21 protein-coding genes are annotated in these 26,032 nt (G+C 56.5%); 7 read left to right on the plus strand and 14 right to left on the minus strand.

Features of this window, described 5'->3' with window-relative positions:
* Positions 1-311: 311 nt before the first annotated feature.
* From CEE69_RS28720 to CEE69_RS28740, 3 genes are all read left to right on the plus strand, one after another.
* A complete protein-coding gene (locus CEE69_RS28720; RefSeq protein WP_143549360.1) occupies positions 312-1,403 on the plus strand; it encodes a tetratricopeptide repeat protein in 1,092 nt (363 codons plus the stop codon).
* Positions 1,404-2,425: 1,022 nt separating this feature from the next.
* On the plus strand, positions 2,426-3,037 hold the full coding sequence (locus tag CEE69_RS28730) for a hypothetical protein (RefSeq protein ID WP_099263979.1): 612 nt from the start codon (positions 2,426-2,428) through the stop codon (positions 3,035-3,037).
* 477 nt (positions 3,038-3,514) lie between these two features.
* Entirely contained in the window at positions 3,515-4,180 is a 666-nt protein-coding gene (locus tag CEE69_RS28740; protein WP_099264001.1) for a peroxiredoxin-like family protein, read from the plus strand.
* 385 nt (positions 4,181-4,565) lie between these two features.
* On the opposite strand, the gene arsJ is transcribed toward CEE69_RS28740, so the two are convergent.
* From arsJ to CEE69_RS28780, 8 genes are all read right to left on the minus strand, one after another.
* A complete protein-coding gene (arsJ, locus tag CEE69_RS28745) occupies positions 4,566-5,846 on the minus strand; it encodes an organoarsenical effux MFS transporter ArsJ (RefSeq protein ID WP_099264002.1) in 1,281 nt (426 codons plus the stop codon).
* Positions 5,847-6,095: 249 nt separating this feature from the next.
* The gene (locus CEE69_RS28750; RefSeq protein WP_099263981.1) at positions 6,096-7,112 is read right to left on the minus strand and encodes an ArsJ-associated glyceraldehyde-3-phosphate dehydrogenase; all 1,017 of its coding nucleotides are present in this window, start codon (positions 7,110-7,112) and stop codon (positions 6,096-6,098) included.
* Between the two features lie 14 nt (positions 7,113-7,126).
* Positions 7,127-7,489: an ArsR/SmtB family transcription factor gene (locus CEE69_RS28755; RefSeq protein WP_099263982.1), complete on the minus strand. Its 363-nt coding sequence runs from the start codon at positions 7,487-7,489 to the stop codon at positions 7,127-7,129.
* Between the two features lie 209 nt (positions 7,490-7,698).
* Positions 7,699-8,124 carry a BLUF domain-containing protein gene (locus tag CEE69_RS28760; protein WP_099264003.1) on the minus strand — a complete coding sequence of 142 codons (426 nt, stop codon included), beginning with the start codon at positions 8,122-8,124 and terminating at the stop codon, positions 7,699-7,701.
* Between the two features lie 72 nt (positions 8,125-8,196).
* The gene (locus tag CEE69_RS28765; RefSeq protein WP_099263983.1) at positions 8,197-9,930 is read right to left on the minus strand and encodes a TolC family protein; all 1,734 of its coding nucleotides are present in this window, start codon (positions 9,928-9,930) and stop codon (positions 8,197-8,199) included.
* Positions 9,931-10,004: 74 nt separating this feature from the next.
* Positions 10,005-11,354, minus strand: a complete 1,350-nt coding sequence (locus CEE69_RS28770; protein WP_099263984.1) for an HlyD family secretion protein — start codon at positions 11,352-11,354, stop codon at positions 10,005-10,007.
* Positions 11,355-11,578: 224 nt separating this feature from the next.
* Positions 11,579-13,681 carry an ATP-binding cassette domain-containing protein gene (locus CEE69_RS28775; protein WP_099264004.1) on the minus strand — a complete coding sequence of 701 codons (2,103 nt, stop codon included), beginning with the start codon at positions 13,679-13,681 and terminating at the stop codon, positions 11,579-11,581.
* A 393-nt stretch (positions 13,682-14,074) separates the two neighbouring features.
* A complete protein-coding gene (locus CEE69_RS28780; protein ID WP_099264005.1) occupies positions 14,075-14,710 on the minus strand; it encodes a response regulator transcription factor in 636 nt (211 codons plus the stop codon).
* A gap of 821 nt (positions 14,711-15,531) precedes the next feature.
* On the opposite strand from CEE69_RS28780, the gene CEE69_RS28790 reads away from it, so the two are divergent.
* Both CEE69_RS28790 and CEE69_RS32630 read left to right on the plus strand, forming a co-directional pair.
* Positions 15,532-15,837, plus strand: a complete 306-nt coding sequence (locus CEE69_RS28790) for a hypothetical protein (protein ID WP_233215753.1) — start codon at positions 15,532-15,534, stop codon at positions 15,835-15,837.
* Between the two features lie 10 nt (positions 15,838-15,847).
* A complete protein-coding gene (locus CEE69_RS32630; protein ID WP_158231092.1) occupies positions 15,848-15,985 on the plus strand; it encodes a hypothetical protein in 138 nt (45 codons plus the stop codon).
* 47 nt (positions 15,986-16,032) lie between these two features.
* Here CEE69_RS32630 and CEE69_RS28795 read toward each other — a convergent pair whose 3' ends face one another.
* From CEE69_RS28795 to CEE69_RS28815, 5 genes are all read right to left on the minus strand, one after another.
* Positions 16,033-17,943 (minus strand): prenyltransferase/squalene oxidase repeat-containing protein, encoded by a 1,911-nt coding sequence (locus tag CEE69_RS28795; RefSeq protein ID WP_099263986.1) that lies wholly within the window; start codon positions 17,941-17,943, stop codon positions 16,033-16,035.
* 18 nt (positions 17,944-17,961) lie between these two features.
* On the minus strand, positions 17,962-18,360 hold the full coding sequence (locus tag CEE69_RS28800) for an ExbD/TolR family protein (protein ID WP_099263987.1): 399 nt from the start codon (positions 18,358-18,360) through the stop codon (positions 17,962-17,964).
* Positions 18,360-19,427, minus strand: a complete 1,068-nt coding sequence (locus tag CEE69_RS28805) for a MotA/TolQ/ExbB proton channel family protein (protein WP_099263988.1) — start codon at positions 19,425-19,427, stop codon at positions 18,360-18,362. The genes CEE69_RS28800 and CEE69_RS28805 overlap by 1 nt, the downstream gene beginning before the upstream one ends.
* On the minus strand, positions 19,424-21,367 hold the full coding sequence (locus tag CEE69_RS28810) for a tetratricopeptide repeat protein (protein WP_099263989.1): 1,944 nt from the start codon (positions 21,365-21,367) through the stop codon (positions 19,424-19,426). The genes CEE69_RS28805 and CEE69_RS28810 overlap by 4 nt, the downstream gene beginning before the upstream one ends.
* A 116-nt stretch (positions 21,368-21,483) precedes the next feature.
* Positions 21,484-22,656, minus strand: coding sequence for a DegT/DnrJ/EryC1/StrS family aminotransferase (locus CEE69_RS28815; RefSeq protein WP_099263990.1), 1,173 nt, complete (start codon positions 22,654-22,656; stop codon positions 21,484-21,486).
* Positions 22,657-22,819: 163 nt separating this feature from the next.
* Between CEE69_RS28815 and CEE69_RS28820 the strand changes: the two genes are divergently transcribed.
* Positions 22,820-23,581, plus strand: coding sequence for a hypothetical protein (locus CEE69_RS28820; protein ID WP_233215755.1), 762 nt, complete (start codon positions 22,820-22,822; stop codon positions 23,579-23,581).
* 117 nt (positions 23,582-23,698) lie between these two features.
* Entirely contained in the window at positions 23,699-24,166 is a 468-nt protein-coding gene (locus tag CEE69_RS28825; RefSeq protein ID WP_099263991.1) for an eL24 family ribosomal protein, read from the plus strand.
* A 405-nt stretch (positions 24,167-24,571) separates the two neighbouring features.
* Here the strand turns inward: CEE69_RS28825 and CEE69_RS28830 are convergent, their stop codons facing one another.
* On the minus strand, positions 24,572-25,933 hold the full coding sequence (locus tag CEE69_RS28830) for a sulfatase (protein WP_099263992.1): 1,362 nt from the start codon (positions 25,931-25,933) through the stop codon (positions 24,572-24,574).
* Positions 25,934-26,032 lie beyond the last annotated feature (99 nt).

The following is a 26,032-nucleotide window of genomic DNA, read 5'->3' on the forward strand; positions in this document are numbered from 1 at the left end:
TTCCTTCGGATCCTTGATCACGCCTGCTTTGCTTGGATCATTGATGTGTGCAGCCAATACTCGCTTGTGTCTTGCTGCTCACTCGCAACTTCTGGTGACCTTCTTTCGGTCATGCGGATAGGTGGATGTTCTATTCAGACAGCGAATTTGCATTGAAATTCCCAGGCTGCTAACCTTTCGTATCGCGTCGTAATTCGCTGTTGCTCGCAGACCAAGAGAGCCAGAACAGAGCGATGCATCAAGAACGGCGCAGTCTTGATGGTTGACCGCCGCAACCAGGTGATTGATACCGTCCGCTGAAAAGGGTGCCCATGAAACGCCTTCTATCCCTTCCCCTCATCATGCTGATTCTTTCCTGTATCGCGGCAACCAGCCTGGGTGCCGATGAGACCGGAATGGACGCTGTCAACCTGATGGCTGAAGGCAAGACGGAGGAAGCGGTCGACATTCTCGAAGACCTTGCCGCGGACGGCGATGACAAGGCCATGGTGCAACTCGGCGTTTACTACTACGAAGGAACTGGAGTCGAACAGGATCACACGAAAGCCATGGATTGGTGGCTGAAGGCGTTTGATAAGCAGAATCCTGACGCATTTGTCAATCTCGGCGTGATGCACCGTGATGGCCACGCCGTGCCCAAGAACAAGAAGATCGCCTATTGCGTTTTCTTGACCACACACATGTGTGGCCTGGGTTCCCAGTCAACGCAGCTTCGCTCGAACAGTTGTCTGCGTAGGATGATGGAGAAGGTTTCGCGAGACGACATCAAGGACTGCCTTTCAAACTACACCCTCAAATACATTGAGGCGTACCTGAACGCAAAAGGGCAGATGAAGGGCATCCCGGAGAAATACAAACCCTCGAAAGAGTACCCTGCACTCAGAGACATTGGTTGGTGGTTGGACAGTGAACTCGACGCCATCTACGGCCCACCGACAGAAGAAGAGAAGAAAGCCCGCAAGGAGAGAGACAAGCAGTGGGCGGTGGAGAGAGAAGCTCTAAGTCATACATTGGTATTTCAGATCCAGTTCAACAAGGAGTCTGCAAATCAATACCGTTCTCTTGAAGTCATCACGGATCAAGGAATGAGCTCAGTACGCATTGCCGAGAACAAACTGCAGACACAGGGCAAGCACGTCCTTTACGAACACAATGCTCTGATTTATGCAAACCAGCATCGATATGTGACTGTTGAAAACGAGAAAGGCGAAACGCTTGTGTTTTCAATCAATCATCCAGCGAAGCCATCTCCTTCCGCCTGGAGCGAATGGCAGAAGGCGGATTTCATTCTTGACAATGGAATGGACACGTACTTCCTTCTCCACGGAGGAGAACCAAAGGACAAGACGACAGAAGTTCCGCCCAGCATGCCGAAACTACGGTTCAAAGTCATCAAGGAATGACAGCGAACAATGGGATTCAGCAACGTAGCGATTGGCGTGAGTCTTCGAGAAGGGAAGCAGTGAAGTTGCCTGCTCTAGGTTGTCTTCGAGTGCCGCATCGGTGGCTCGTCACCTCAAGGTGAACGGTTCGATTGGCATCAGCCTTCCGACTTGTCGCAAGATCGCTTTGCGGTCGTCGAAGCTGAACTTGCCGAAGTCAACGTCTCGCAGTGCGATCAACTCACGTTGGTCCCAGTTTCATCATCAGCGACCGCACAACGTTGTCCAGGCCGCTCGCCGTTCTGATGGACAGGCAGGGAGTCATCGGAGGTGGGGTGATTAGAGAATTTGAGGTTGGAAAATGGGGCATGTCGACTGGGGGTGGACACGAGCTCTGGCCATTTTCTACCCATCCATATTTAACCCTTTCGTCGGGAGAGATTCGTCATCCGAAATCAACTCAAACGCGGCCGTGACAAGCGGTACGACCTCGGAGGATGATGGTGGTTGCCGTTGCTGCGTCGCTTTGTTCCTGGATACGGGCTACCGCGCTCATTGACGCGAGGTGAATGGTTCGATTGGTAGCAGTTTTTTGGGGAGGTGGCGGGACGGATAGGTTGTTGGGTTTGAGATTGTGAGCCGAAGTGCGTTGGTGTCGGTTTCTGGATCGCAACCGGGCCTAACGGACGTCGGCTTATGAGGCAGGTTTGGTGCAGTGGTGTGACTTAGAGCAAGTGAATTGCGTTCGGTGGGTAGGTGGGTGGGTGGATTGAACCACGAAAGGCACGAAGTACACGAAGGGGAACGGGGCTCTTTCACGTGGGGTTTGGTTGTGGAGGCTGCGTTGATTGGTTGCCGTCTCCGCGTCGCTTCGATCCTGGATACGGCCTGCGATAGTTTTGGGCTGACTTGGTGCTCGGTGGTCACTAGGTGGTGCGTTTGGATTACCCTGTGTGGGGATGAGCCGCCGTGGTGGTGGCCGATGCATTTGAATTTGGGTTTCGCGACCTTCATTGAGCTGAACACGGCAAGCAATCACTGACATGGAAAAGACCGCTCCTGTGAAATGCCCGTGCGGATTCGGGTTTCGGATCCGTCGTGAAGCGGTCGGGAACCGAGTGATTTGCCCGAACTGCGAAAAGGGCCACGACATCCCGGCGGAATGGATTCGGCGGTTTGATCCGTCGCCCGGCCAGCCCGTCGATCCTTCGACCGCTTCGGTCGTCCCCCAGCCAATGGCTCCGGCGCCGAAGCCCGCGGTGGCTCAAGCGGAGTTGGCATCGTCAGTCGCCAACGCTCCCGCGACGCCGGAAGCATTCAATGCCTATCAGTCGGCGATTTCAATGAATGGCGAATCGCGCGTGCGACCGACGACCGTTGCACGAGACGGGAAGTCCAGGTTTTGGGCCTTGGAGACGTGTGCTTTTATACTGAAGTGCTCCGCGGTATTGATCGTGGCGCTTTGGTTGATCAGCAGCATTGGAGTCTTTCTTTTTGGATTGGCCAACGGCGGCAGCGACGTCATCGCCACTTTGATCCCGTTGGGCGTCACCACCGTGAGCGTGTTGTTGTTCGGCGTTTTGCTTTGGGCTGTCGCGGAGGTCATCGCCGTTCTTTTGGCGATCGAAGAGAACACTCGCAATGGCCGTCGTTGACCAAAACGGGTAGGCAGAAGTTTCAGCTCATTAGCCGGCTTGGCCTAGCAGCCTGTTGATTGAATGAGCCGTACCGCGTTAGCGGCGGTTAACCAGATGCCAACCGGAGCTAACGCCCATCGGCTAATTGTTGTCATTTGGTCTACAACTAAATCAACAGCCCGCTAGCCACGGTTCCCTCGCACAACTGGGGTGAGTGCCAAGGCAATCAACGAGATTTGACCAAATCATTCCTGCTCAGCCGCGATTGGAATGTGGCCCGCTCTGGTGCTGCGTCAAAGCCAAGATTGGCGGGTGTGACCTGCTGTTCGTTCATTTCTAAGCAACGGCCGATCCAACGCTACCGAACGATGCACGGATCAATGCGGCAGACGATCAATCCCGTTCGGGCTTTTGACAAGACTCGTTGCCTCGTCCACGACGATGTTGATGGGACAGAGGCATCGACAATCACCCATCGCAAACGAAGGATATCTGATGACCAGTCTCAAACAGCAAACCGAGGCACAGATCGAGAAGACTCGGCAAGCGAAACCAGAATTCATGCAGTCGGTCGATGAGCTCTTGGCGAAGGCGAAGGAGTTTCAGGAAGGTGGCAAAGCAACGGCCGTCGGCGAAGATGCCCCAGAGTTCGAATTGCCCAACGCGAAAGGTGAAACGGTGTCGCTCGCCAGCCTGCTGGAACGCGGGCCAGTCGTGGTGACGTTCTATCGTGGCAGTTGGTGCCCGTATTGCAATCTGCAGCTCCGAGCGATGCAGCAACGTCTGCCAGAGATTCAGAACCTTGGTGCGGAGTTGGTCGCCATCAGCCCGCAGGTGCCGGATGAATCGTTGTCGCAAACCGAACGAGACGAACTCGAATTCGTTGTCCTTTCGGATCAAGACGCTCGTGTTGCCGAGCAATATGGCGTGGCCTGGCAAGTCCCGGACGTGTTGCTAGATCACATGGTCAAAGACCGAGGTCTTGAGCTGACAAAAATCAACAACGGCAACGGAAGTGTGCTGCCGATTCCAGCGACCTTTGTCCTGTCGAATGATGGCGTGGTGGTCTGGCAATACGTGAACGTCGACTACCGAACGAGGGCCGAGCCCGACGACATCATCGCCGCATTGCAACAGCTTTCGGTCGCGGCACCGGAGTAGTCAGGGGATGTTGAATTGGGGCGACTTTCAGTTCTTCATGTTAGCCGTTTGGGCATTAGCCCCGGTTCATTGGTGATGGAATTTCTCGGGTAGCGCCGGCAAAACAAAACGTCTTCCCTCACCACCGCGGAGGTCGTGTAGTTTTACTTCACCCTCCCTTCGGGAGGGTCGGACCGCTTCGGTCCGGGGAGGGTTACGCGCTGGATCCAATGCTGAGCCCTCCCCTCGACCCTCCCAAGGGGAGGGTGATGACAAATGCCTGGCAATACAGCACCTGAAAACTGCACACCCGAAGCGGGGCGAGGGAGCCCGGATGTTTCAGCCGTCGTGGAACCATGGCTAACGCCAAGACTGCTAATAGATGGACAGCCGGTAATTCCGTCGCTCAGACGTTGGCGATGTTGATCGTGGCTTCTTCGTTGGCTTCACCGGTTGTCGCGTGCTCGACCAATTGGGTTGGCAGCCACAACGTGGAAACGAGGGCGGCGACGACCAACGCGGTGGATGTCCACAGACAGCCGGGCAGTCCCGCGTACAAATACACGACGCCCGACAGCAGTGTCCCAACCAGTCGTCCGCAGGCGTTGGCCATGTAATAGAAGCCGACGTTCAAAGCGACTTGATCGGCATCGGTGTAGGCGAGAATCAGGTAGGAATGGATTGACGAGTTGACCGCGAAGACGACTCCGAACATCGCCAGTCCGATCAGGATGGTGGCTGTTGGATGGAAGTCGACTTGAATGGCGGCAGCCATCGCCGCGGAGACAACCGCCAGAGCGAATCCCCAGATTTGTGCCGCTCTTGCTTTGGTTTCGACGCCGCCGCTCTTGCGAATCAGCCGAGGTGCGAGCGCTTGGACGAACCCATAGCCGATCACCCATGCCGCCAAGAACGCACCCACGCCGGCGAATCCCCAGTTCAGTTGCGATGCGAGAAAGATCGGCAGTCCGACGACGAACCAGACATCGCGGGAACTGAACAGGAAGAACCGGGCGATCGACAGCACGTTCACTTCGCGGCTCTTCGCGAAAAGCTGAGTGAATTTGGTTTTCGCTTTGGTTCGCCCCATGTCAGCGTCCAACATGAAGACGGCGCAGATCAGAATGATGGCCAACACCGTGGCCATCGCCCACAACGACGCAGTGAATCCCAGTCCGCTCAGCAAGACTCCACCAAGCAGGAAGCCCAGGCCTTTGAGTGCGTTCTTGGATCCGGTCAGGACCGCGACCCATTTGAAAAGTGCGGTTTGGTTTTCCGCTTCGTTGTCGCCTTTGACCAACAGTTTGACGGCGCTCTTGGAACTCATTTTGGTGAGGTCCTTGGCGATTCCCGACAACGCCTGGCTGGCCATCACGTAGGCGACCGAGAACCCCGTCGCCCAAGTGGGTTGGACAAAGGAAAGCATGATCAGTGCAATCACCTGAATCGCCAGTCCCGCGTACAGGGTGATGCGAAGCCCCATGCGGGAACCGATCCAGCCACCGAACAGGTTCGTGAGAATGCCGCAGAATTCGTACAGCAAAAACAGGAACGCGAGACTGACGGGCGTGTATCCGAGCTGGTGAAAGTACAGCAGCACGAGCATGCGGAGCGCACCGTCGCTGAGCGTGAATCCCCAGTACGCGGCGGTCACGAGAGAGTAATTGCGAACGTCCATCGAACTCATTCTGGATGCGATGAAAGGTGGTGACAGATCACGAAAAATGCGTTGGACACGCCAACTCGAATCAGTAGCTTGTTGATTGTGTTGTAGGTTGGCCAATCTTGGCCGACATTCACAACTCTGGCGGGCAAGAGTGCCCGTCCTACATGCGTTGAGACGTCATTGACGACTCGATCATTGGCTCCTCTGACCCGGTTCTGGTGTGGTGGAACCGGGGCTAACGCCCAAACGGCTAGTGAAATTGACAGCCCTTTAGGCGGTAGGAAGTGTGGTGGCAACCTTTTTGACCAATTCCATCATGCGGTTCGCGTAGCCCACCTCGTTGTCATACCAAGCGAGAATTTTGACTTGCGTGTCGTTGACCACCATGGTCGATGGCCCGTCGACGATTCCCGAGCGGATGTCGTTGACGTAGTCGGCTGAGACGAGCGGTTTCTCTTCAAAACCGAGGATGCCTTTCAAGGAGCTCGCGGCGGCGGACTTCAGTAGTTCGTTGACTTCTTCAACGCTGGTTTTCTTTTTGACCTCAAACACGCAGTCCGTCAGCGACGCATTGAGCAGCGGAATTCGCACGGCGAGCCCATTCAGTTTGCCTTGCAGTTCCGGGTAGATCATCGTGATCGCTTTCGCGGATCCCGTCGTGGTTGGGATCAACGAGTTCAGGCAAGAGCGTGCCCGCCGGAGGTCTTTGTGCGGGGCGTCGACCACGACTTGCGTGTTGGTAACGTCGTGCAGCGTTGTGATCACGCCGTGCTGGATGCCGATGTTTTCGTGAATGACTTTGACGACCGGTGCCAAACAGTTTGTTGTGCACGAAGCGGCCGTGACGATGTGGTTCGTTTGCGGATCATAGAGATGATCGTTGCATCCCATCACGACATTGAGTGCCCCGTCTTTGACTGGTGCCGCCACGACGACTTTGCGGACACCATGTTCGAAGTAAGGATTCAGTGTCTCGGGCGTGCGGAACTTGCCAGAGGATTCGACGACGATGTCGACGCCGAGTTCTTTCCAAGGCACCTGATCTGGGCTGGCTTCGGAGCTGACCGAGATGGACTTGCCGTCAACCGTGATTGTCTTGGCATCCGAGTCGATGTCGTGATGCCAGCGTCCGTGAACGGAGTCGAACTCGAGCAAGTGAGCACACGTTTCCGCGTCTCCTTTGAGTTCATTGATGTGGACGATTTCGAATTCGGGGAAGTCCCACGCGGCACGCATCCCGAGTCGGCCCATGCGGCCAAAACCATTGATACCAACACGAATCGTCATTCGATTTGCTTTCGTTATTTCTTGGAGGACTTGGGTGGCTGTTTGGCCGGCGGTGGTTTGTCACAGCACTCCGTCGTGATGCACAGTTCCGGACGGCCCTGGCAACAATCCTCGATCAAGAAACCCATCAGGCAGTTGATGCCCTGCGAGTTCAGCGAGTAAATGATCGAACGGCCGTCTTTTCGCGAATTCACCAAGCCCGCGTGAGCGAGCTCTTTGAGGTGAAACGACAACGTGGCCGAGGAGATGTCCAATTTCTTGGCGATTTCGCCCGCCGCGTACCCATCGTCGCCCGCTTTGACGAGCAAGCGAAAGACAGCCAAACGAGATTCCTGAGCGAGTGCGGAAAGTGCCACGACGGCTTCTTTTATTTCCATGGTTATCAAAATATCAAAGGGTTTTGGTTGTGTCCACCCATCCGAGTGCGGGGCAAAACACACTAGCAAACAGCACCGATTCGCTGATGGCAGCACGGCGCAGTTGCTCGCAGAAACCGGTGCGAAGGCACATCGGCTGATAGTTTGAGCTCTATGAACGACGCGTTCGACCAAGTCATCCGAGGTTCACGCGGTCCACACCGTCGGTCTCAGAGATCTTTGCTGAGCGTGGTCATCATCGATCGAGCTCGGCTGGTCCTGCCATTCAGCAGAGCGGGCGGCAAGGACTCGGCGTTGAACGTGGTGTAGCCTTCCAGCAGCTTTGAGTCCATTTCGTCCAACGGACGGAACGCCATGGACCAGTCTTCAAAACTTCTAGTTTTGATTTCATCCTGGTACATCACATCAACACATGTGTGTCGTTCATCCATCTCGATGACGCGCATCAGGTCTTCGACGTCTTTTTTTTCGCCTTCGAGAAGTTGCATGAATTCTCGTGTTCGGGCGCTGTGTAGCAGGATGCCAGTCACGTTCAGTCGGGCATTCTTCTCCCGCGACAATTTCAAAAGACCATCGAGATCTTCCATCGTCATGATGCGGGTCGCCACGCTGCAATATACTAATTCAGTCAACATGATCTTCCCTTGAGATGCGTCTTTGCCCAACAGTTTTACACCCGGGGTCGCTGGTGGGAACCGCAATCAAGATCATTCGGCGTTTTGACGAGCGTTCGACTCGTGCAGATCCCAATCCTTGAGTCGAGCCTTGGACTGAGCGTCTTCGATGTCATGCAGGTCCAGCGACGTGGGCAAATCGCTGGGAGGTAGTTCGGACACCGTCATGGCTTGTTCGAGAGGATCCAAGCCAAGTGCGATTTGCATCTGAGCGAGCGCGGCAAACCAGTTCTGCTGGGCCTCGATCAGTTTGATTTCGGTCTCGTTGGCTTTCGTTTCCAACAGATTCAAATAGATCAGGTCAATCTTGCCCCGTTCAAACGCGAATCGGTATCGATCCAGCGTGTCGATACTGGCTCGCAGGGACGCTTCGGCTTGCTCAACGATTTGGCCGGACAGCGTCAACGCGTTGTAGGCGGTTTGCAGTTCGACGCCGATCTTGTCGCGAACCAATCGAAGTTTCTGGTTCGTTTGTGCGATCTTGGCCGTGGTCGATTGAACTTTTCCGCGAGCCTTGCGACGTTGGATCGGGACTTCGCTGGTGAAGCCGATCAGCAATTCGAATTCGCCTTTGTCGTCGGACTTGGTTGCTGGTTCGCCCATGTCCTGGGACGCCTCGGCGATGAAGTCCAGTCGAGGGAGCATTTCGTTGCAGGCGAGTTGACGATCGAGTTGGATGCCTCGGATTTGAAACTGCAGGATCTGCGGTTCGGGGCGTCTCGATAGGGCGGCGGCGAGATCCGATTGGAAGTCACCAGGCGGTGGCGGCTGGATCGCGGGAAATCTTAGCGGGATCCATTCGTCGTCGGGAACGATTGGTCGACCCGCATCGTCGCGAAGGAACAGGCCAAGCTTGAACGCGGTCTCGCGATACTTGCGTTCCGTTTCCAAAACCTTGGTCGAACGCTCGGCGATGAGTTGTTGATTGAGGATCAGATCAATCTCAGCGAACTTGCCCGCTTCCACGCCGGCTTCGTATTGCTTGCCGCGTTCCTCGGCCAACTTCAGAAGTTCCTGTTGGGCTTGCAGAGCCGATCCGGCGGCGACCCATTGCCAGTAGTTCGTGGTGGCATCCAGAGAGACTTCCAACAAAGCTTGCTGCACGGTCGGTCCAACCGCTTGGCGTGCCAACGAGGCTTGGAAGACAGCGACACGTTGCGGATCGATCGCGCGACCTTGCAGCAGCGGCTGAATGATCGAGGCTTTGAATTCGCCCGCGTCATCAGTTTGCCGTTCCTTGTACCAAGGTTGGTAGAAACCGCGTCCGATTCGGTAGCCAGCTTCGACATAGCCGCCCCACCAAGTTTGCCGAGCGAGTTTCAAACCGTTGCGATAATTTTCGTAGTAGCCCGTGGGTTCGGCCAAAGAGTACGCATTGAATTTGACGTCGTAGGCACCGTGTGCGGAAAGCAGTTCGCCATTCGTCAATCCAGATTGCTGGCGAGCTTGAAGAATTTCAGGGTACGACCGATAGACGCTGGCGATGACATCGGCCAAGACGAGTGCGTCTTCGTTGGTTGCTTCAGCAGCGACGCCGGATTCCGCGTCGGCATCCAATGCCAACGGTTCCATCGTTTGTTCCGAAGCGGGCTGTGCGGATGGCTGTGTTGCTGATTCAGCGACACCGTCTTGCGCAACCGTGAGGAATTGCTTGAACGACAGCGAGTCGGATTCGATCATCGCGTCGGCGGTCGGATCGTCGGCGCGGGCGAAGTGGGGCGTCGCGAACGATGAGGTGAGCAAGGCGAGCGAAGCCAGGACCTTCATCACGCTGCGGTGCGCGGCGCGACTTCCGAGACGGTTGGGGTGGGAAACCGTGGAGTTTGCGGCGCAGGCTGACTTTACGCTTTGGGCAATTTGACCTTTGACGCTTTGTCGTTTGACTTCTCGGGTTCCTGGTCGGCAACCACCGGCGGGAATCCATTCAATTGACGCCATATCTCTCGGCCCAGTGGAACACGGTTCAAGAGCACCCAGCCATTTGCGCGGACACCCTGTCGGAGATATCGGTCATCTGGCCAACCATTCTCCCGATCAAAATGATTATCCGGGGTCACCAGCACGCGAAAATATCCTCTTCCATCGTCGGTCGGGAAGACTCGGTTGACTTTGCCGCCAAAGGTGCCAACGGCGACGGAGGGCCACCCGACAAACTGAACCGCGGGCCAGCCTTCGAATTGCAAGCGAACTTGGGCCCCTTCCTGGACCAAAGGCATGTCGTTGCCGCTGACTTTCATCTCGACCGCCAATTCATCGGTGTCGGGAACGATCACAAATAGCTGGTCACCTTCCTTGATCGTGTCGCTGCCTTCGACACCGAACCATTGTTGGATGCGGCCCGAACGTGGGGCACGAATTTCCAATCGGTCGAGTTCGCCACGTTTGTTCCGCAGATCCAGGATCTCTTTTTCGATTGTGTTGATCTTCTGCATCGCGTCGAGAACCTTTTGTTCGGCGTCTCGGTTCTTGATCGCAATGTCTTGCAGTTTCGCTTCGATCTCTTCTTCCTTCGAAATCAGCGAGGCCGACAATTCGTGAACCGCGTTTTGAGCCTTTTGCACCTTGGCGTTCTGCGACTCAACCGCTTGTCGTTTGCTGAACAATTCCTCGCGAGAGACCAAGCCTTTGTCGGCGACGTCCTCCGCGATTCGCAATTGATTGCGTTTGTCTTGCAGTTCCGCCTCCATGGATGTCACTTCGTTTTTGGCCTGCTCCCATTTTTGTTTGGAGGCCTCGAGGTCTTGTTTCAATGATTCAGTCAAACTCTTTCCGCCGTTCTCTTGCAACAAAACGGCTTGCTTGGCGACTTCCAGACCAGACAGTGCCGCGGCTTCCTTGGATTCCATCGCGATGATTTGCGTGTCGATTTGCGAGACGCCATCAACCGCGAACGGGGACAATCGCAGCAGCAGTTCGTCTTGTTCGACGTAGCTGCCTTCTCGCAGACCCGCCTTCACAAAATCCACGACGCCTTTGGAGGGGCTGCGGACGGGTTGCGGGCGTTCTTGAGGATCGATCGCAACCACCGTTCCGACGCCTCTCGCGGTTTGTTGCCATGGGACGAACAGCATCGCAATGATCGACAGCACCAAGCCGACAAAGGTGACTTTGCCGACGAACCGGATCCAATTCCCGGTGCGGACGAGTTGCATCGATGCGAAGTCGTCGGATGAATGAAGGCCGTGAATCATGAGTTGGCGCGGGGTGAATGGTTTAGCGATTCAAAACGTCGTCGGAGTCGTCTGGCAGTCACATTGTGTTTGAGCCGAGCAACACGGGGCGTCCGGTGCGGTGGAACTGGAGGGCTTGCGCCCGGCCGCTAGCAGTTGATGTCGGGAAGGCAGTTGATGTCGGGGAATTCGTGCGGGGCGGTTCCGATGGGTTCGAAACGCGATGGTGGCGGATTCGATCAGTGTCACGGGCGGCGGATGTACAAGGTGTGATCGCAGTGTTCGGCGATGTCTTTTCGATTGGTAAAGACGAGCAATGTCCAACTGGGGTTCGACGGTGCGATGTGTGGCCACAGCGAATTTCGGACGGAAGCATCCAGTTCGTCCAGCAAACCATCGATGACCAGCAATTTGGGTCGAATGGCCAACGCTCGCGCGATCAGTAGCCGCATGACTTGTTCCTGCGAGAGCGGGTAGCCACCGGTTTGCAGTGACGTTTGCAGCCCGTTAGAGAGTTGCTCGATCGTCGCAGTCAGCCCGACTTGCCCGGTCACTTCACGGACTCGGTGTTGCCCGATGCCGCGACGACCCAAGTCAATGTTTTCGCGAACGGTTCCGTGGAAGACGTCACGCGGACCGGCGTAGCTGACCAATTTGCCCATTCCGGACGTGGCGGCCTGGGCGGCTTCGATGCCCGCGATTTGAATCAGACCTTCGGGGACGTCCATCAATCCCGCGATCGAACGAGCCAGGCAGGATCGGCCGCTGATGTCATCGCCGGTGATCGCGACTCGTTCGCCGGGTTGAATGGTCGCGGCGGGGATCTTGGATGACCATGCCGTGCCCCGAAACGTCAGTGCGGACCAAGTCACTTCGGCCGGGCCATCTTCGGTGGGGCCAATTTCAATCTTTTGATCGGCGGGGACGTCGACCAAGTGACCGACTTTGTCGATGGCAGCCATCAAGTCATAAAACTTCTCGAGCGACTTGCCGCCTTTGGCGAACGCCCCAACGACGACGGTCACAATCAGTTCGCTGGCGACCAACTGACCCAGCGTCAACGCTCCGCCAATGACCAACCAACCACCGAGTGCGAGGACCGCGGTTGAAGCGAGCGTTTGCACGGCGATCGCGAAACTGACCTGGCGGATGACAACACGAAATTGTCTTTGACGCGCGGCAATGTAATCCGCTGTCAGTCGGTCGGTTCGCTGGATGGCCAGAGCTTCGCCGCCGCTGGATTTGAACACGGAGGGTTGGGCGATGACGTCCTGCAACCAATGCGCGACGCGGTACTTGGCAATGGACTCTTCGATCGACGAGCGGATGCCATTGCGTCCGAGCAACCAAATGATCGAAACCATCGCGATGACCAACACGATGTCGAACCCAAGTAGGAACGGATGGTAGAACGCCAAGACGATCATCCCCAAGACAGTCGTCAGGACGATCGAGACACCATCGAGCAACAGCACCGCGGTCGCTTTTTGGATCGTCATGATGTCAAAGAAACGGTTGGCGAGTTCTCGCGGGCACTCGCCGCGAAGGTGTTCTTGGTTGGCTCGGGGAAATCGATGGGCGAGGTCGCTGGCGATTCGGACGAATTGCCGACGCTGGATTATTTCGACGACGACGGTTTGCAATACGTTCAGCACGCCGGCGATGGTGAGACACGTCAACAGCATCAGCCCCAAGATGATCAGCGGCTGAAGCTGAGTGCCCCAGCTAACCACGTTGACCAACGACTCGACCGCGAGCGGTGTCGCCAAACTCAGCACCCCGGCGACGAGTGCAAACAGGACTACCATCCAAATGTCGCGGCGGTCCAAATTCAGCAGCGTGATGAAACGACGCATCGGCGTGGGATGCTCGTGATGGCCTCCGTGACCATGCGAGGTGGCCGAGATCGAATCGCATTCGAACTCTTTCCGAGCGATGAACATCCGTGGAGCAGGTGACGTCGCGAAAAGTTGGCCGAGTTTGTAGCGGCTGATCACCTTCGAGTTGACTTGGTCGTTGGTCGAGAACATCTCGACGGATCGCCAATTGGCTTTTTCGAGGACTCTCAGCGAACCGTCGCTGTAGGCCAGCAAGATCGGGTTGCCCTCGGCGAGAAAGCCAAATGCCTCGGCACCGGAATCCAAACGCGTTTCGTCCAGCACGATACCACCCTGCATCGCGCTCGTTTGCAGCACCCACAACGGGTCTTCGTCTTCGGGCATGGATTCGTTGGACAGCACGTCGGCCAGATCAATCGGCAGCCCAATGCTTTGCCCGATCCGAGTCAGGGCTCGCAAAATCGACTGGTCATCCGGAGAAACCGCGTCAGCAAATTGGGATGAGTCCATGCGTGTCAAACAAGGTGAATCGAAAGGCGGGAGCTGGATTGGCCGAGAAAACAGACGGTTTTTCGCGTTGTTGCCAGTGGAATCGCTCGGGGCATCATCGTGGTCAGGCAAGGCATTGTCACGGCGGGAGACACCGCAATTCACAATCGTGCCGTCACCATTGAAGCACCCGCGTCAAAAACGTCCAACCAGTCGTGCAATCGAGAAGAAATCGCCACTCGCATCAATCAGTCATTCGATTGGGTTTTGGGCGGGGCAAAGGAAGATTGCCAGAAAGAGATGATCCCGTGTAAGGGCAGTACTTGCACGGAAAGCCGTGGTACCGGTGTGTAGATCCTCATTCGCTCGCGTCCGCTCGCGACGAATGGATCCTGGTTTGGCGTGGGATGGTCGCTACGCGACTGAGCGAACCTGCGTATCCAGCAGTTCCCGTTTGTTGGCGATCAGGCAAACGACTTGGATGAACGAATCGACGTGCATCTTTCGCAAGATGTTTGCACGGTGAGCCTCCACCGTTTTGATGGAAATGTCGAGTTTGGAAGCGATCTGTTTCGACAACTTCCCGTCCATCACCAATGTCAGAATCTGGCGTTCGCGTGGGCTCAGCGAATTGATGCGTTTCTGGACGCTTTGGTCCGCTTCCCACTGTCGTCGCTGCTGTTCGTCGTGTGCAATCGCCTCTCGCACACGTTCGACAAACAACGAAACATCGAGCGGTTTCTCGAAGAAGTCCCGAGCACCGCTCCGCATTGCGCGAGCAAGGTCGCAAGTCCGAGGCTCGCCGCCCAAGATGATGTAGGGAGGGCAGTAGCCCTGTTGCGAAATTTGTTCCGCGAGCGTGATTCCGGCGACCAACGAGACATTCAGGTCCAGAACGAGACACCCGGGAGTTCCCGGATCGTGTGATTCATAGAATTGGCTCGGGTGATCGAAACGCTCGACCCTCAAATCATACGACTGCAAGAATCGCGAAACGGATTCTCCGTCTGCAAATGATTCCTCAATCAGAAATACCGTGGATTCGTTCACGTGAGTGCCCCTCATCGATGGAAGTGCGAACCAAAGGAATCGCACCGAAGTGATTGAATACGCCTTTGCTGTTTCAGTGGGGGCAGTCACTTGAAAACGTTGCTCAAAACGGAGTTGTCCGTTGAGAGCGACGATGCAGCGTTGGGTCTATCGTCACCACTCGGGGGAGAAGCGAGGAAAAACTAATTCTTGATTGAAAAAACACCGCTTGAAGTGCTTCAAATTTCGCATGTGAGAGGTGGTTCCGATTGAAGCGACAAATTCTTGGACTGCGTTGTTTCGCATGTATTCACCGCAAATCACGACGTTGACCAGGGGGTGTTACGTTCCCTCTGGTCTTGCGATGGAATTGCTTGCGGGCAATCGTTGCCTCTAACTGGTGAGCGTGATGTGCGCTGAGATCGGCAGATGAAAAGGCGCCATGCTGCGAAGTGCAATCGACTCTCTCGTCCAAGTCTTCTACGCGACCGCCGATCTCCGTTGAACGCATGCCACCGAGTGCGGCGAAGTCGGGGTAATGTGCGCGAGACAGATGAACTCCGCGTGCAACCGCAGAAGTTTTGTCGTCGCATGGCATCGAGATAGACGACGCATGATCGGCACGTCAGGCAGCGGGGACTAATCGCCCGCTAAACGCTTTCAATGACTCCGCTCATTCGCATAGGGGAATCTACCAGGGGGTTTCCCTATGGTCAAAGTGAGCCGCAAATCACGACATCTGAGGGTGGAAGGTTCTAGGGTTGTTAGCCCACGAAAAGGAATTGAAGACAACTACGCCTACCCACGAGTGATGCGTTTGAAGGGACTTCAGCGCGTCTTGGATGAATAGTGACAACATGGAAACCTGGATCCTTCACGAGAGCAACGAGAAGGCGAATTCTCTTCGCAAGAGAATTCGTGAACTCGGATTGGATTGTCCACCCGAACGTTTGGTGGAACTTGAGCCTGGAAGTGAGACCACCGTGGATCCGTTCGCCGGTGAACGTCTCGTCTTCTTGGTTCTCAATCAAATCCAACCAGAACACTTCGCTGTCTTGTATGCGTTGAAGCAGGCCGTCATTCCAACGGCATCGGTGAGCGACTCGAATTTGTTGTCGTGCAATTTGGCGGCGACCGATCTATGCTAAGTGGGGCCACGTGCAATTGGTGGGTGCGACCGCCGAATACGACTTGAAGATCGCGGCCGGGACCGCTCGCGTGGTGACATTGGGCACGACGCGAATTTCGCCGAAGAGTCTATTTCCGGCGGCTCAGGATGTCTACTTGGTGGAGTGAACCGGCGGATTGAAAACTGGTCGAGCATGTCACTCGCGACGTCGTCGCTATTCAGGACGTCTTGAGTGACGGTAGTAGCTTTCCAAGCACAGCGTGGCCATCGAAGTGGTGTAAACCGTCCCGCCATAGCCGCCCCACAGCGATTGATCCGACCACGAACCATCGGGTTGCTGCGTCGAGAGCAGCCGTTGTTTCAGTGCCGCGTTCCAGGTATCCCAGGCGTCGTCCTGCAGCTGATGAAGGGCCATCGTGGCGTAGTACCAGTAGTAATAATTGTCGGGCCCGTTGCCTTGGCCGGGCAAGTTGGCCAGCAATACCGATTCGGCTTCGCGGATGGTTGCGTCGGGCAACTTCTGACCGATCAACAATCGTGTCGCGAGCGCTTCGGCGGTCATGGTCGGTGATGTCGGTTCACCGGGACGATAGCAAGCTTGTCCGCCTGAACGGCCTCGCCGGACTGAATCTAGGAAGCGAGCGATTCCGTCAGACATGCGTCGATTCTTGGGCACCGCGTCGGATCGATCGGCCGAGTCGATCAGCAAGGCTTGCCATCCCAGTTGGCTGAGGTCACCGGTGTCGCCACGGTTGTAACGCCAGCCGCCGGTGACGGGATGTTGCATCGAACGGGTGTAGGCGATCGCTCGTTTGGTGGCCTCCATCGCGGATGGGTCGGAGGTCATCGCGGCGGTTTCGGCGAGAGCCAATCCCGCCATCGCGTGGCTGTAGTGCGCCGCGTAGACTGACGCGTTGCTGGCGAGGGATCCGTCGGTTCGTTGCCGCGACAGCAGGAACGCGAGACCGCGGTAAACGGTGTCGCGGTGTTCGCCTTCTTGGTGCGTGTGTCCGGAACCGAGCATCGATAGCAACGCCAGCCCCGTGATTGCGGTTTCAGCATTGCGACCGGCGCCACCACGATGCAGACCCAAGGGAGCTCGTTCTTGACCCGCGCCGGTGGTTTTGGGATCCCAGGCTCCATCGCTGCGTTGTTGCGATGCCAGGTATCGGAGTGCTGCTTCGACAGCGGCTTCTGTGTCCGCGTCGCCGCCGTTTTGAATCAAGGCCTGTGCTTTGGCCGCTCCGGCTCGTGATGCGAAGTCCTCGTCGATCGTTCCTGCGGATGGTTCCTTGGGAAGCGATGCTGCTGAACGAACCGAGGCGATTTTTGCGATCGCGGCTTCATCGGTCGAGCGAACTGTATTTGATTGGCCAACGTTCGATGGCGGCGTTGTCATCTCCGGCGAAGATTGTTCGATGGTTTCCGGATCGGACTCGGCGATGGGTTCCGTCAACGCGGTTTGCAACCAATCGTCGATGCTGGAATCGAGAGCGTCCGTCGCGACGGCTTCGGTATCGTTCGTCTCAGTTAGAGCGGGCTGTGTCGGCATCGCGGAGGAAGCTAGCACGGCTGGCATCGATGGCAATGGGATCTCCGCGGGCGGAGGCGTTGGGTCAGATTCCGGCTCGGGCGTCGTATCGTCCGACGCCAGTTGCTCGGCCGTTTCCGATTCCATTTCGCGTTCGGGGATCAACGGTTCGGGCAGCTTAAGTGCTGCTAGCGGCGACGGTTCCGCGGGCGCGTCGGCGGAATCTTGCAGGGTTTCTAGCATCTCCGGATCAAACATCGAGACCGCGATGTCAGCTGCACCGGCATCGGCGGCTGAATCGGACACTGGGCCGCCACCGGACCAGAACACGGACAGCTTGGGCACGTACAGAATCAACACGCCGTGCAAACCGACCGACAAGATCAAGCACACAATCGCTGCACCGCGACCGCTGGCTTTGCGACGGCGAAACAAAACGATCGTGATGACCAAAAATGTCACCGCGACAAAGGCGACACCGCGAACGATGTTGGGGTCGGCCCAGAGAGTTTCCAAGTTGTCCCACGAAGCGATCGGCGGTGCGTCGGCGACGCCTGCTACCGGGATCATCGGCGGTTTGGAAACGGTGGTCATAAGCGGAAAGAAAAAGGGTTAGCGTCGTTCGCTGACGCCCATCTTTTGCACACCGGCGAGTTCGATTTGGCGCATGACTTTCACGACATGATGAAGCGAACTGTCGCTGTCGCCACGCACGGAGACTTGCAGTCCGGGATACACCGAACGTTGTTGTTTGAGTGTTTTAGTCAGTTGTTCGGACGACATCGGTGTGCCGTCCAACAACAGCGATCCGTCGTTGCGAACTTCGACGATGCGTTGATCGGGCGTTCGGGCCATCGATTGCATGTCGGCCGAAGCCACATTGACTTGCACGCCGCTGTCGCTGGAATCCATCTTGCTGCTGACCATGAAAAAGATCACCAGCAGGAACACCACATCGATCATGGGCGTCAAGTTGATCGTCGCGTCTTCGGTTCCGCGATTGCGTTTCATCAGGCTGCCCGTCGTTTACGAGGAGCCTTGGCTGTGCCAGCGTTTTCCAGTCCTTCGGCGGAGATGCAATCGATCACCCGTTGGCAGAGTTTGTCGATCTCGCCGAGGTACCCGTCTGATTTGGCACCGAAGTACATGTATGCCAGGTAAGCCGGAATTGCGACGCTGAGTCCGCCGGCCGTTGTCATCAGAGCGGTGCTGATTCCCGATGCGAGCAGGTCGCTTTCGCCGGCGCTGGGATCAGCGATCGTTTCAAAGGCTTGGATCATTCCCAGAACGGTGCCCAACAATCCAATCAGCGGTGTCACGTTGCTGATCGCGTGAAAGACGCGTAGGAATCGTCGCAATGAATCACCGACACGGTCGCCCGCGTCAATCACGGCTTGTTCGATTTCCAGCATCGGCCGGCCCCAGCGACGAACCGCGGCGTGGAAGACTTCCGCGACCGGGCAATCAAATTCGTCGCAGATCGAGGTGGCTTCTTCGTAGCTGAGTTGGCCGTCTTCGACACATTCGGTGAATCGACGGACAAACGGTTTCGGGATCACACGACTGCGACGCAGCGCGATCATGCGTTCCATCGAAAGTCCCAAGACGATCAACGAGCAAACCGCCAACGGGATCATCAACATTCCGCCTTCGGCAATCTTGGTGACGAATGCCGGCGGTTCCCAAGAGGCTTCCGATGCTTCGGTGGCTTCGCCTTCGCCCGCGAGTTGATCGGTCGCGGGGGCTTCCGGGATCGACATTCCACCGGCGTTGCCGGCAGTGTTGCGAGTCGCGATCTGGGCGACAGGTTCGGAGGCTCCGTATTGACCACCACCAAAGGAATTTTGATTGTTGCCCGAGCTGTAGGGATCGTTGTAGGTGTTGCCAAAGCCGTTGTTCGCACGCGGTTGGCTGTAGCCTTGGTTGCCGAAGTTCTGAGCGATGGCGGAGGCGTGCCAGTTCGACCAAATCGACAACCCGACCGTCAGCACGACGACCGGTAAAAATCGCGACGCGACCGCGAGCGTTGGACGCAAGCGGTTGGCGTTGGGACGAGTCTCGTTTCGATGTGAATTCATCGTCGAAGTGGGGATTCAGAGGAGGCGTCCGGTGACAACGCGGCCAATCGGCGGCGGGCTCCGGTCGCATGTTGGCTGTTCGCAAAGCGACGCACCAAGGTGGAATAGCAGACGGCGGCTTCGCGTGTCCGCCCCAATTGTTCAAACGATTTGCCGGCTTGCACCAATGCCGCGGCGGTCCATTGGCCTTCGCCGCTGATGCCTTCGACCAATCGGTAGGCGTCAATCGCTTCGCCGAATCGTTCTTGCATGTAGTAGGTTTCGCCGATCATCCATTGGGCTCGACCTCGAGCGTCTTCGTCAGCCGACCCGAGTCGCACAACGCTCTCGAGCAGCGACCGTCCGCGATCAAAGTTCAATTGGCGAATTTCGACGTCGGCGGCAAGCAAGTTCACCAATGCCGATTGAGGCGATGTGGTCGAGATCGCAGCACGTGCCGCGGCAATTCGCTGAGCAGCTTCCGTGATCGACCCGGATGACGAAGCGGTCTCGGCAAGACGAAGCAACGTGGGGAAGTCGTCCGCGCCACCTTCGTCAACGATGCGTTGCCACCACTTGAGCGATGAGTTGGCATCACCCGTTTGCAGCAAAGCTTCCGCGAACAAGCGTTCGACATGCAGGTTGCGTCCACGCCGTTCAGCGGTTTGGTCGCTTCCGTCGAAGAATGCTTCTTCGTCTTTGGCTGCCATGGCCAAAATGGACCAGTTCGACGTTCGGCCTGCCCAGCGACATGCCGATTCACGAACACCCGCGGTGATGATCGCTTCGGTGTCCTCGCCCGACTTGGAATCAACCGCGGCAACGGGTGAGATCCATCGCAGAGCGATTCGTTGTGCGTCGGCGTCGAGATCGTTTCGTGTGAGTTGTTCCAGGATCGCCGCGGTCGTGTCGCCGGTTTTGTCTCGGGTGGCGATGGCATTTGCGTAGATCGATTCAGCACCCGCGTCGCCTCGTTGGGCGGAAACCAACAAACCGATGGCAGATGGCTTCAACGTCGATGTGAACTGTGGCGAGGCGGTCAGCTTCTTGGCATGCTGAATCAAATGATCAGCCAGCGGTCCATCGCAGGGTTCCAAAGGATGGTTGCCGCAATGTGACACGATCGCTTGCAAACACGCACCGGAAGCGGAGTGTTGTTCCAGCAATTGTTGAAGCGTTTGGTCGGCCGAATCCGATTGTCCCGTTCGAAACTGGCATGACATCCGCATCAACAACGCGGATGGAACGTCGGCGTGATCCGAGTGATGCTGTAGGAATTGATCGATCGCAGTCAGAGCGGCTTGATCGTCCTTGCCGGACATCGCGGTGCACCAAGCCAGTCCCAATCTCGCGGTCGCAAGTTGAGGACTGTCGCCGTTTGCGATCACCATCTGGTAGGTCGACTGCGCGAGTTCGAGGTGGCCGCCATCGAGCAATCCCGATGCAACGGTCATGCAAGTGGCTGCCCACTCGGGGCTAGTTATTCCGAGCTGTTTGACTTCGTTTAACCAGCGATGTGCGTCCGTGTGCCGGCCCGATCGTGTCAATCCATTGGCGGCACTGAGCAGTAGATTGGCAGTTTGCTCAGCGTTCAGCGAATCAGGATCGTTGTCCCTCAATCGCATCACCGCATAGGCCGCCATGTCATGCACATCGGCTGCGTTTTCAGTTTGGTTGCCGCTCGTGTCCAAACGGCGAGCCAATTGAACCAACGCTGCGATGGATCGAATGGAAGAGCTGTCGTTGGCGGCGATCGTGCGTGCCGTCGCGATCGCATCGTCCCATTGGGCACCATGCGTTTGTTGCAGAAGCTGACCCGTCGCCGCAGCGAGGTCGGACTCGTCCGCCTTGGCGAGTGTCGGCATCGACAACGTGAACACGATCAAAGCCAACCCAGTGGGGAACCACTGGATCGTTCGTTGTGGAAGCGAAGTGTTCGACTGAGTGTGAGTCACAGTCATGGCTGAATCAGAAAGTCGAGAGAAGGGATTCAGAAAGCCGTGTATCATGCAGAGCGGGCGAGTGCCCGAAAGTCGGTTGACCTTGGAGACTCGCCCGTTCGAAATTTTGAAGTGGATCAAGCCGCGACGCGGTTGGCTTGTTGGAAGAACGAAGCCACCGATTCGACAACTTGGATCTGTTCGGCTTCAGTGAGCGAAGGGAAGATCGGCAGGTTCAGCACTTCCGCACTGGCTGTCTCGGTGTGTTCCAAACCGTTGTCACGGAAGGGAACGTCTGCGAAGCATTCTTGTTTGTGCATCGGAACCGGATAGTAGATCTCCGATCCAACCTTGCGTTCGGCCAAGTGGGCTCGCAATGCGTCGCGGCGACCACCGTGAACTCGCAGCGTGTATTGATTCCAAACATGACGAGCGTCGGCGTCGTGGTATGGCGTGCCCAGTTGATCGTCGCCCACCAAACCAGCTTCGGTCAGCAGTCGGGTGTATCGATTGGCATTGATTGTGCGAGCTTCCACGGCGGCATCGAGGTGACGCAGTTTGACGCGAAGAATGGCGGCCTGGAACGTGTCCAAGCGGCTGTTGATCCCGACGACTTGGTGGTAGTAACGCGGACGCATTCCGTGTCCCGCGAACAATCGCAAACGATCGGCAAAGCCAGCGTCGGTCGCGGTCAAGATTCCGCCGTCGCCCATGCCACCGAGGTTCTTGGTGGGATAGAAGCTAAAGCAACCGGCTGTTCCCCAGCTGCCAGCCGGGCGGTCTTTGTAAGCGGCACCGATGGCTTGGGCAGCATCTTCGACGACAGGAATGTCGTGTTCAGCAGCGATTTCGCAGATTCGATCGATTTGGGCGCACTGACCGAACAAGTGAACCGGAATAATCGCGGCAGTTTTCTCGGTGATCAGCGTCGCGATCGATTCAGGGTCTATGTTGTAGGTGTCAGGCAGAATGTCCGCGAAAACTGGCGTCGCACCCAACCGGGTGATGCAGCTGACGGAGGCGAAGAACGTGAAGCTCGGCACGATGACTTCGTCGCCCGGTTTGATTTCCAATGCCATCAACGCCAGCAACAATGCGTCACTTCCGGAGGCACAACCGACGGCGTTGGGCGTTTGGGTGTAGGCGGCGACTTCATTTTCCAATTCGGTCACGTCGGGACCAAACAGAAAACGGCCGCTGTCGAGCACTTCGGTGAGTGCTTCGAGGAATTCGTCGCGGTGCGGGGCGTTATCGCGATTGACATCCAATAGAGGGACGCCGGGGTTGCTAGCAGTCATGGCGAGACTCATCCGTGAAATAAATGCGGGATAGTCGAAAGTCCATTTTCGACGGTGTCGACGCACTGACGCGTTCAAACACTTCTGCTTCAATACGAGGCGTCACACTAAAACGTCAAGACCGAACCAGCGAAGACGCACCCCGAGATCCTCCCCACAATTTCACGAAAGCCACATGGCGAAGAACAAAAAAGCCAGAATCCCACACAAATTCCTGCCTTGGATCGCGATCCGAAAACAATACAACCTGACTCACGCCGAAGTCCAAATGGCCCGCGAATTGGGTTTGGAGCCGCGGCGATTTCCCAGTTACGCAAATATCAAAGACCAGCCCTGGAAAAAACCGCTGAAAGAATTCATCGCGGAACTGTATCTGAAGCAAACCGGGCGAGAACAACCTGAAACGGTCTTCTCGATGGAGGACTTGGCGGCTCAGCACGTGGCGCGGCGGTTGGCGAAAAAACAAGCAAAACTAGAGCGTTTAGCGTCCGAAGCGGGCGAAGACGACTCGTCCGAATCAGTGTGGCCTGGGGCGGAATCCGAAGCCGCTGTCCCAGAAACAGTCGAAGCTGAGTCTTCAGCTGCGGGCGAAACCAATGCCGAACCAGCCGCGGAAGCTGCGCTGCCGGAAGCTGTGGAGGAGCCGGTCAAAAGCGAGCCAGAGCCCGTTGCGGCCGAGCCAATCCCGGTGGAACCGGAGCCAGAATCGCCGGTCGTCGAAGCTGTGGTTGCCGATCCTGAGCCCATTTCGGAGCCCGAGTCTGTCGCAGAACCAGAGCCGGTTGCGGAACCAGAGCCGGTTGCCGAAACGCCTGAGCCCGAACCTGAATCACCGGAGGAGGCTCCACAGCCGGAAGCATCTCCCGCGGCTGCGCTGAGTCCCTGGGAGGCAGCGCGAGCCCGTCTAAATGCGAAATCCAAAGGGGAATCCGAGTGATCCGGATTTGACATCGTAGCCCTCCACGAATTAGCTTGAACGCTGTCAAACTGCGTCAATTCACCGCTTTGCACTTTTTTGCGGCGGTCCCTTCCTTTCATTGGAAAGAGTCAAACGATGGCTAAACGTTGGATCTCAGCCCTGGCGGTCCTGTTGGTCGCCACCACCACCGTGGTTGCCGCGGACGCCGTGGAAAAAACCGTGGACTTGAAAGACGTGAAGTGCGTCGTCGCTCCACGCGATGCTCAAGCGAGCAAGTCAGCCGAATACAAAGAAGGCAAGGTGTTCTTCTGCTGCAACGGCTGCGAAGGCAAATTCACCAAGGCACCTGAGAAGTTCGCGACTCAGGCCAACCGCCAACTGGTTCAAACCAAACAGTACGAACAGAAAGCGTGCCCACTGACTGGCGGCAAACTGAACCCCGAAACGTTGATCACAGTCGATGGTGCGAAAGTCGCTTTCTGCTGCAACAATTGCAAGGGCAAGGTCGAAGGCACCGAGGAAAAGAAGCAAGCTGAATTGGTCTTCAGCGACAAAGCGTTCAGCAAGGGCTTCAAAAAGAAAGCCGAAAAGACCGACGGTTGATACAACGTCGCCTCAATTAAAAAAACGAAACCCAGTTGGAACTCCCAACTGGGTTTTTTCGTGCTTTCCCCCAAAATCCAACAACCTGTAGCACGATGGTCCCCATCGTGAACCCACCCCCGTACGATGGACTTCCAAGTCCGTCGCCCCCCCTCGAGCAAAGAGGTCGTGCAGTTTTATTTCACCCTCCCTTTGGGAGGGTCGGCCCGCTTCGGGCCGGGGAGGGTTACGCGCTGGATCCAATGCTCAGCCCTCCCCTCGCTTCGCTCGACCCTCCCAGAGGGAGGGTGATGACAAACGCCCGGCAATACAGCATCTAAAAACTGCACGACCTCCAAAAGGCGAAAGCTGCTCAAGGATTTCCCAGCCAAGCCACCGACTTCATCCGAACGAACGCCGGTTCCGTTATCGCTTAGGCTTCACCGCATCTTTCGGCAACCATTTTGCCAGCTCATCTTTGACGATTTGCAACTCCGGCTTGCCGGCCAAGTTGTCGTACTCATACGGATCGTTGCGGCTGTCGTACAACTCCTCATCGCCGTTCGCGTACCGGATGTAGCGATACTGTTCGCTACGAACGGCGTGGTTCTCGTAACCGTGAGTCGTGATCGCGGGGATGTTCCACTCGGCATCTGCGTCCTCGAGCAACGAAGTGATCTCGTGACCTTCCACGTGCTCAGGAACCGGCACCCCAGCCAATTTGCAAAGCGTGGGATAGACCGACATCAAATCCACGGTCCGTTCACAAAGTGTTCCTGGCGTGGTCATGCCGGGCACGACCCAGATCATCGGCGTTCTCGTCGGTTCTTCCCACAAGGCGAACTTGCGCCAGTGTTGCTTTTCGCCGAGTGACCAACCGTGGTCGGTCCAAAGAACTAAGATCGTGTTGTTCTTTTGTGGGCTGCTTTCATACGCGTCCAGCAACCGGCCCAGGTTCATGTCGGTGTAGGCACACGTCGCCAAGTAAGACTGGATGGCCGCCTTCCAACGACCAGATTTCAAGAACTTCTTGTGGTCTTTGTCGGCACCCGCCATCCGCAGACCAGCCGGTGGCAAGTCATCCAAATCATTTTCGCGGTGGGGCGGAAGTTGAATCGAATCCAGCGGAAAGGCGTCGTAGTATTTCCTTGGTGCAACGAATGGCAGGTGCGGTTTGTAGAGTCCACAGGCGATGAAGAACGGTTGGTCGGAATCCGCGTTCATCCGTTCGATGCAGTAGTCGGTCGTGTGCCAATCGATCAGGTCTTTGTCCTTCAGGTCGGGATGAACTTTGTCGTTGTGAAATCCATCCATCTTTTGCACGCCCGGACCGTTGGCTGAAAAGCCCTTCTTGGACATGTAGTCTGTCCATTCGGAGGGATGGTTGTCCATCGAGTGGTAGATCTTGCCGGCACCGAAGACGTTGTATCCCGCTTTCAAGAACTGAGCCGACAACCCATCACCGGCCGGTTGGTACTTCTTCCACTGGTCACCGTTCTTGTAGCATCCGGTGGTCCAAGGTCGACGCCCACCCATCAACGCGCATCGAGATGGTTCACAAGCGGGTACCGCGCAGTAGGCGTTGGTGAACGCCAAACCCATCTTAGCCAAGCGATCAAAGTTAGGCGTTTGAGCTTGAGGATTCCGCCCCATGAACGTCAACCAATGATTGAGGTCATCAACCGCCACCATCAACACATTGGGTTGCTTCGGTTGAGCGTTGACCTGACCAACCGCCGAACCAGCCAAGAAAGCGAAGGCGATGCCGATAATGCAAAAGTGTCTCATTGAAATCTCATGGGGATGGGGGACGCATCGCTTATGCGGGTGGTGTGGTCGGGAGTGTGGCACCATTGTGAGGGGTCGCTTGGAACGCAAACATCAAAG

Origin of the sequence: Rhodopirellula bahusiensis (assembly GCF_002727185.1) — a bacterium.
Lineage (GTDB): Bacteria > Planctomycetota > Planctomycetia > Pirellulales > Pirellulaceae > Rhodopirellula > Rhodopirellula bahusiensis.

Bases quoted from the DNA above. Each gene is read 5' to 3' on its own strand.
- CEE69_RS28720 (WP_143549360.1), top strand. From the start codon at position 312: ATGAAACGCCTTCTATCCCTTCCCCTCATCATGCTGATTCTTTCCTGT.
- CEE69_RS28730 (WP_099263979.1), top strand. From the start codon at position 2,426: ATGGAAAAGACCGCTCCTGTGAAATGCCCGTGCGGATTCGGGTTTCGG.
- CEE69_RS28740 (WP_099264001.1), top strand. From the start codon at position 3,515: ATGACCAGTCTCAAACAGCAAACCGAGGCACAGATCGAGAAGACTCGG.
- arsJ (WP_099264002.1), bottom strand. From the start codon at position 5,846: ATGAGTTCGATGGACGTTCGCAATTACTCTCTCGTGACCGCCGCGTAC.
- CEE69_RS28750 (WP_099263981.1), bottom strand. From the start codon at position 7,112: ATGACGATTCGTGTTGGTATCAATGGTTTTGGCCGCATGGGCCGACTC.
- CEE69_RS28755 (WP_099263982.1), bottom strand. From the start codon at position 7,489: ATGGAAATAAAAGAAGCCGTCGTGGCACTTTCCGCACTCGCTCAGGAA.
- CEE69_RS28760 (WP_099264003.1), bottom strand. From the start codon at position 8,124: ATGTTGACTGAATTAGTATATTGCAGCGTGGCGACCCGCATCATGACG.
- CEE69_RS28765 (WP_099263983.1), bottom strand. From the start codon at position 9,930: ATGAAGGTCCTGGCTTCGCTCGCCTTGCTCACCTCATCGTTCGCGACG.
- CEE69_RS28770 (WP_099263984.1), bottom strand. From the start codon at position 11,354: ATGATTCACGGCCTTCATTCATCCGACGACTTCGCATCGATGCAACTC.
- CEE69_RS28775 (WP_099264004.1), bottom strand. From the start codon at position 13,681: ATGGACTCATCCCAATTTGCTGACGCGGTTTCTCCGGATGACCAGTCG.
- CEE69_RS28790 (WP_233215753.1), top strand. From the start codon at position 15,532: ATGAATAGTGACAACATGGAAACCTGGATCCTTCACGAGAGCAACGAG.
- CEE69_RS28795 (WP_099263986.1), bottom strand. From the start codon at position 17,943: ATGACCACCGTTTCCAAACCGCCGATGATCCCGGTAGCAGGCGTCGCC.
- CEE69_RS28800 (WP_099263987.1), bottom strand. From the start codon at position 18,360: ATGAAACGCAATCGCGGAACCGAAGACGCGACGATCAACTTGACGCCC.
- CEE69_RS28805 (WP_099263988.1), bottom strand. From the start codon at position 19,427: ATGAATTCACATCGAAACGAGACTCGTCCCAACGCCAACCGCTTGCGT.
- CEE69_RS28810 (WP_099263989.1), bottom strand. From the start codon at position 21,367: ATGACTGTGACTCACACTCAGTCGAACACTTCGCTTCCACAACGAACG.
- CEE69_RS28815 (WP_099263990.1), bottom strand. From the start codon at position 22,656: ATGAGTCTCGCCATGACTGCTAGCAACCCCGGCGTCCCTCTATTGGAT.
- CEE69_RS28820 (WP_233215755.1), top strand. From the start codon at position 22,820: ATGGCGAAGAACAAAAAAGCCAGAATCCCACACAAATTCCTGCCTTGG.
- CEE69_RS28825 (WP_099263991.1), top strand. From the start codon at position 23,699: ATGGCTAAACGTTGGATCTCAGCCCTGGCGGTCCTGTTGGTCGCCACC.
- CEE69_RS28830 (WP_099263992.1), bottom strand. From the start codon at position 25,933: ATGAGACACTTTTGCATTATCGGCATCGCCTTCGCTTTCTTGGCTGGT.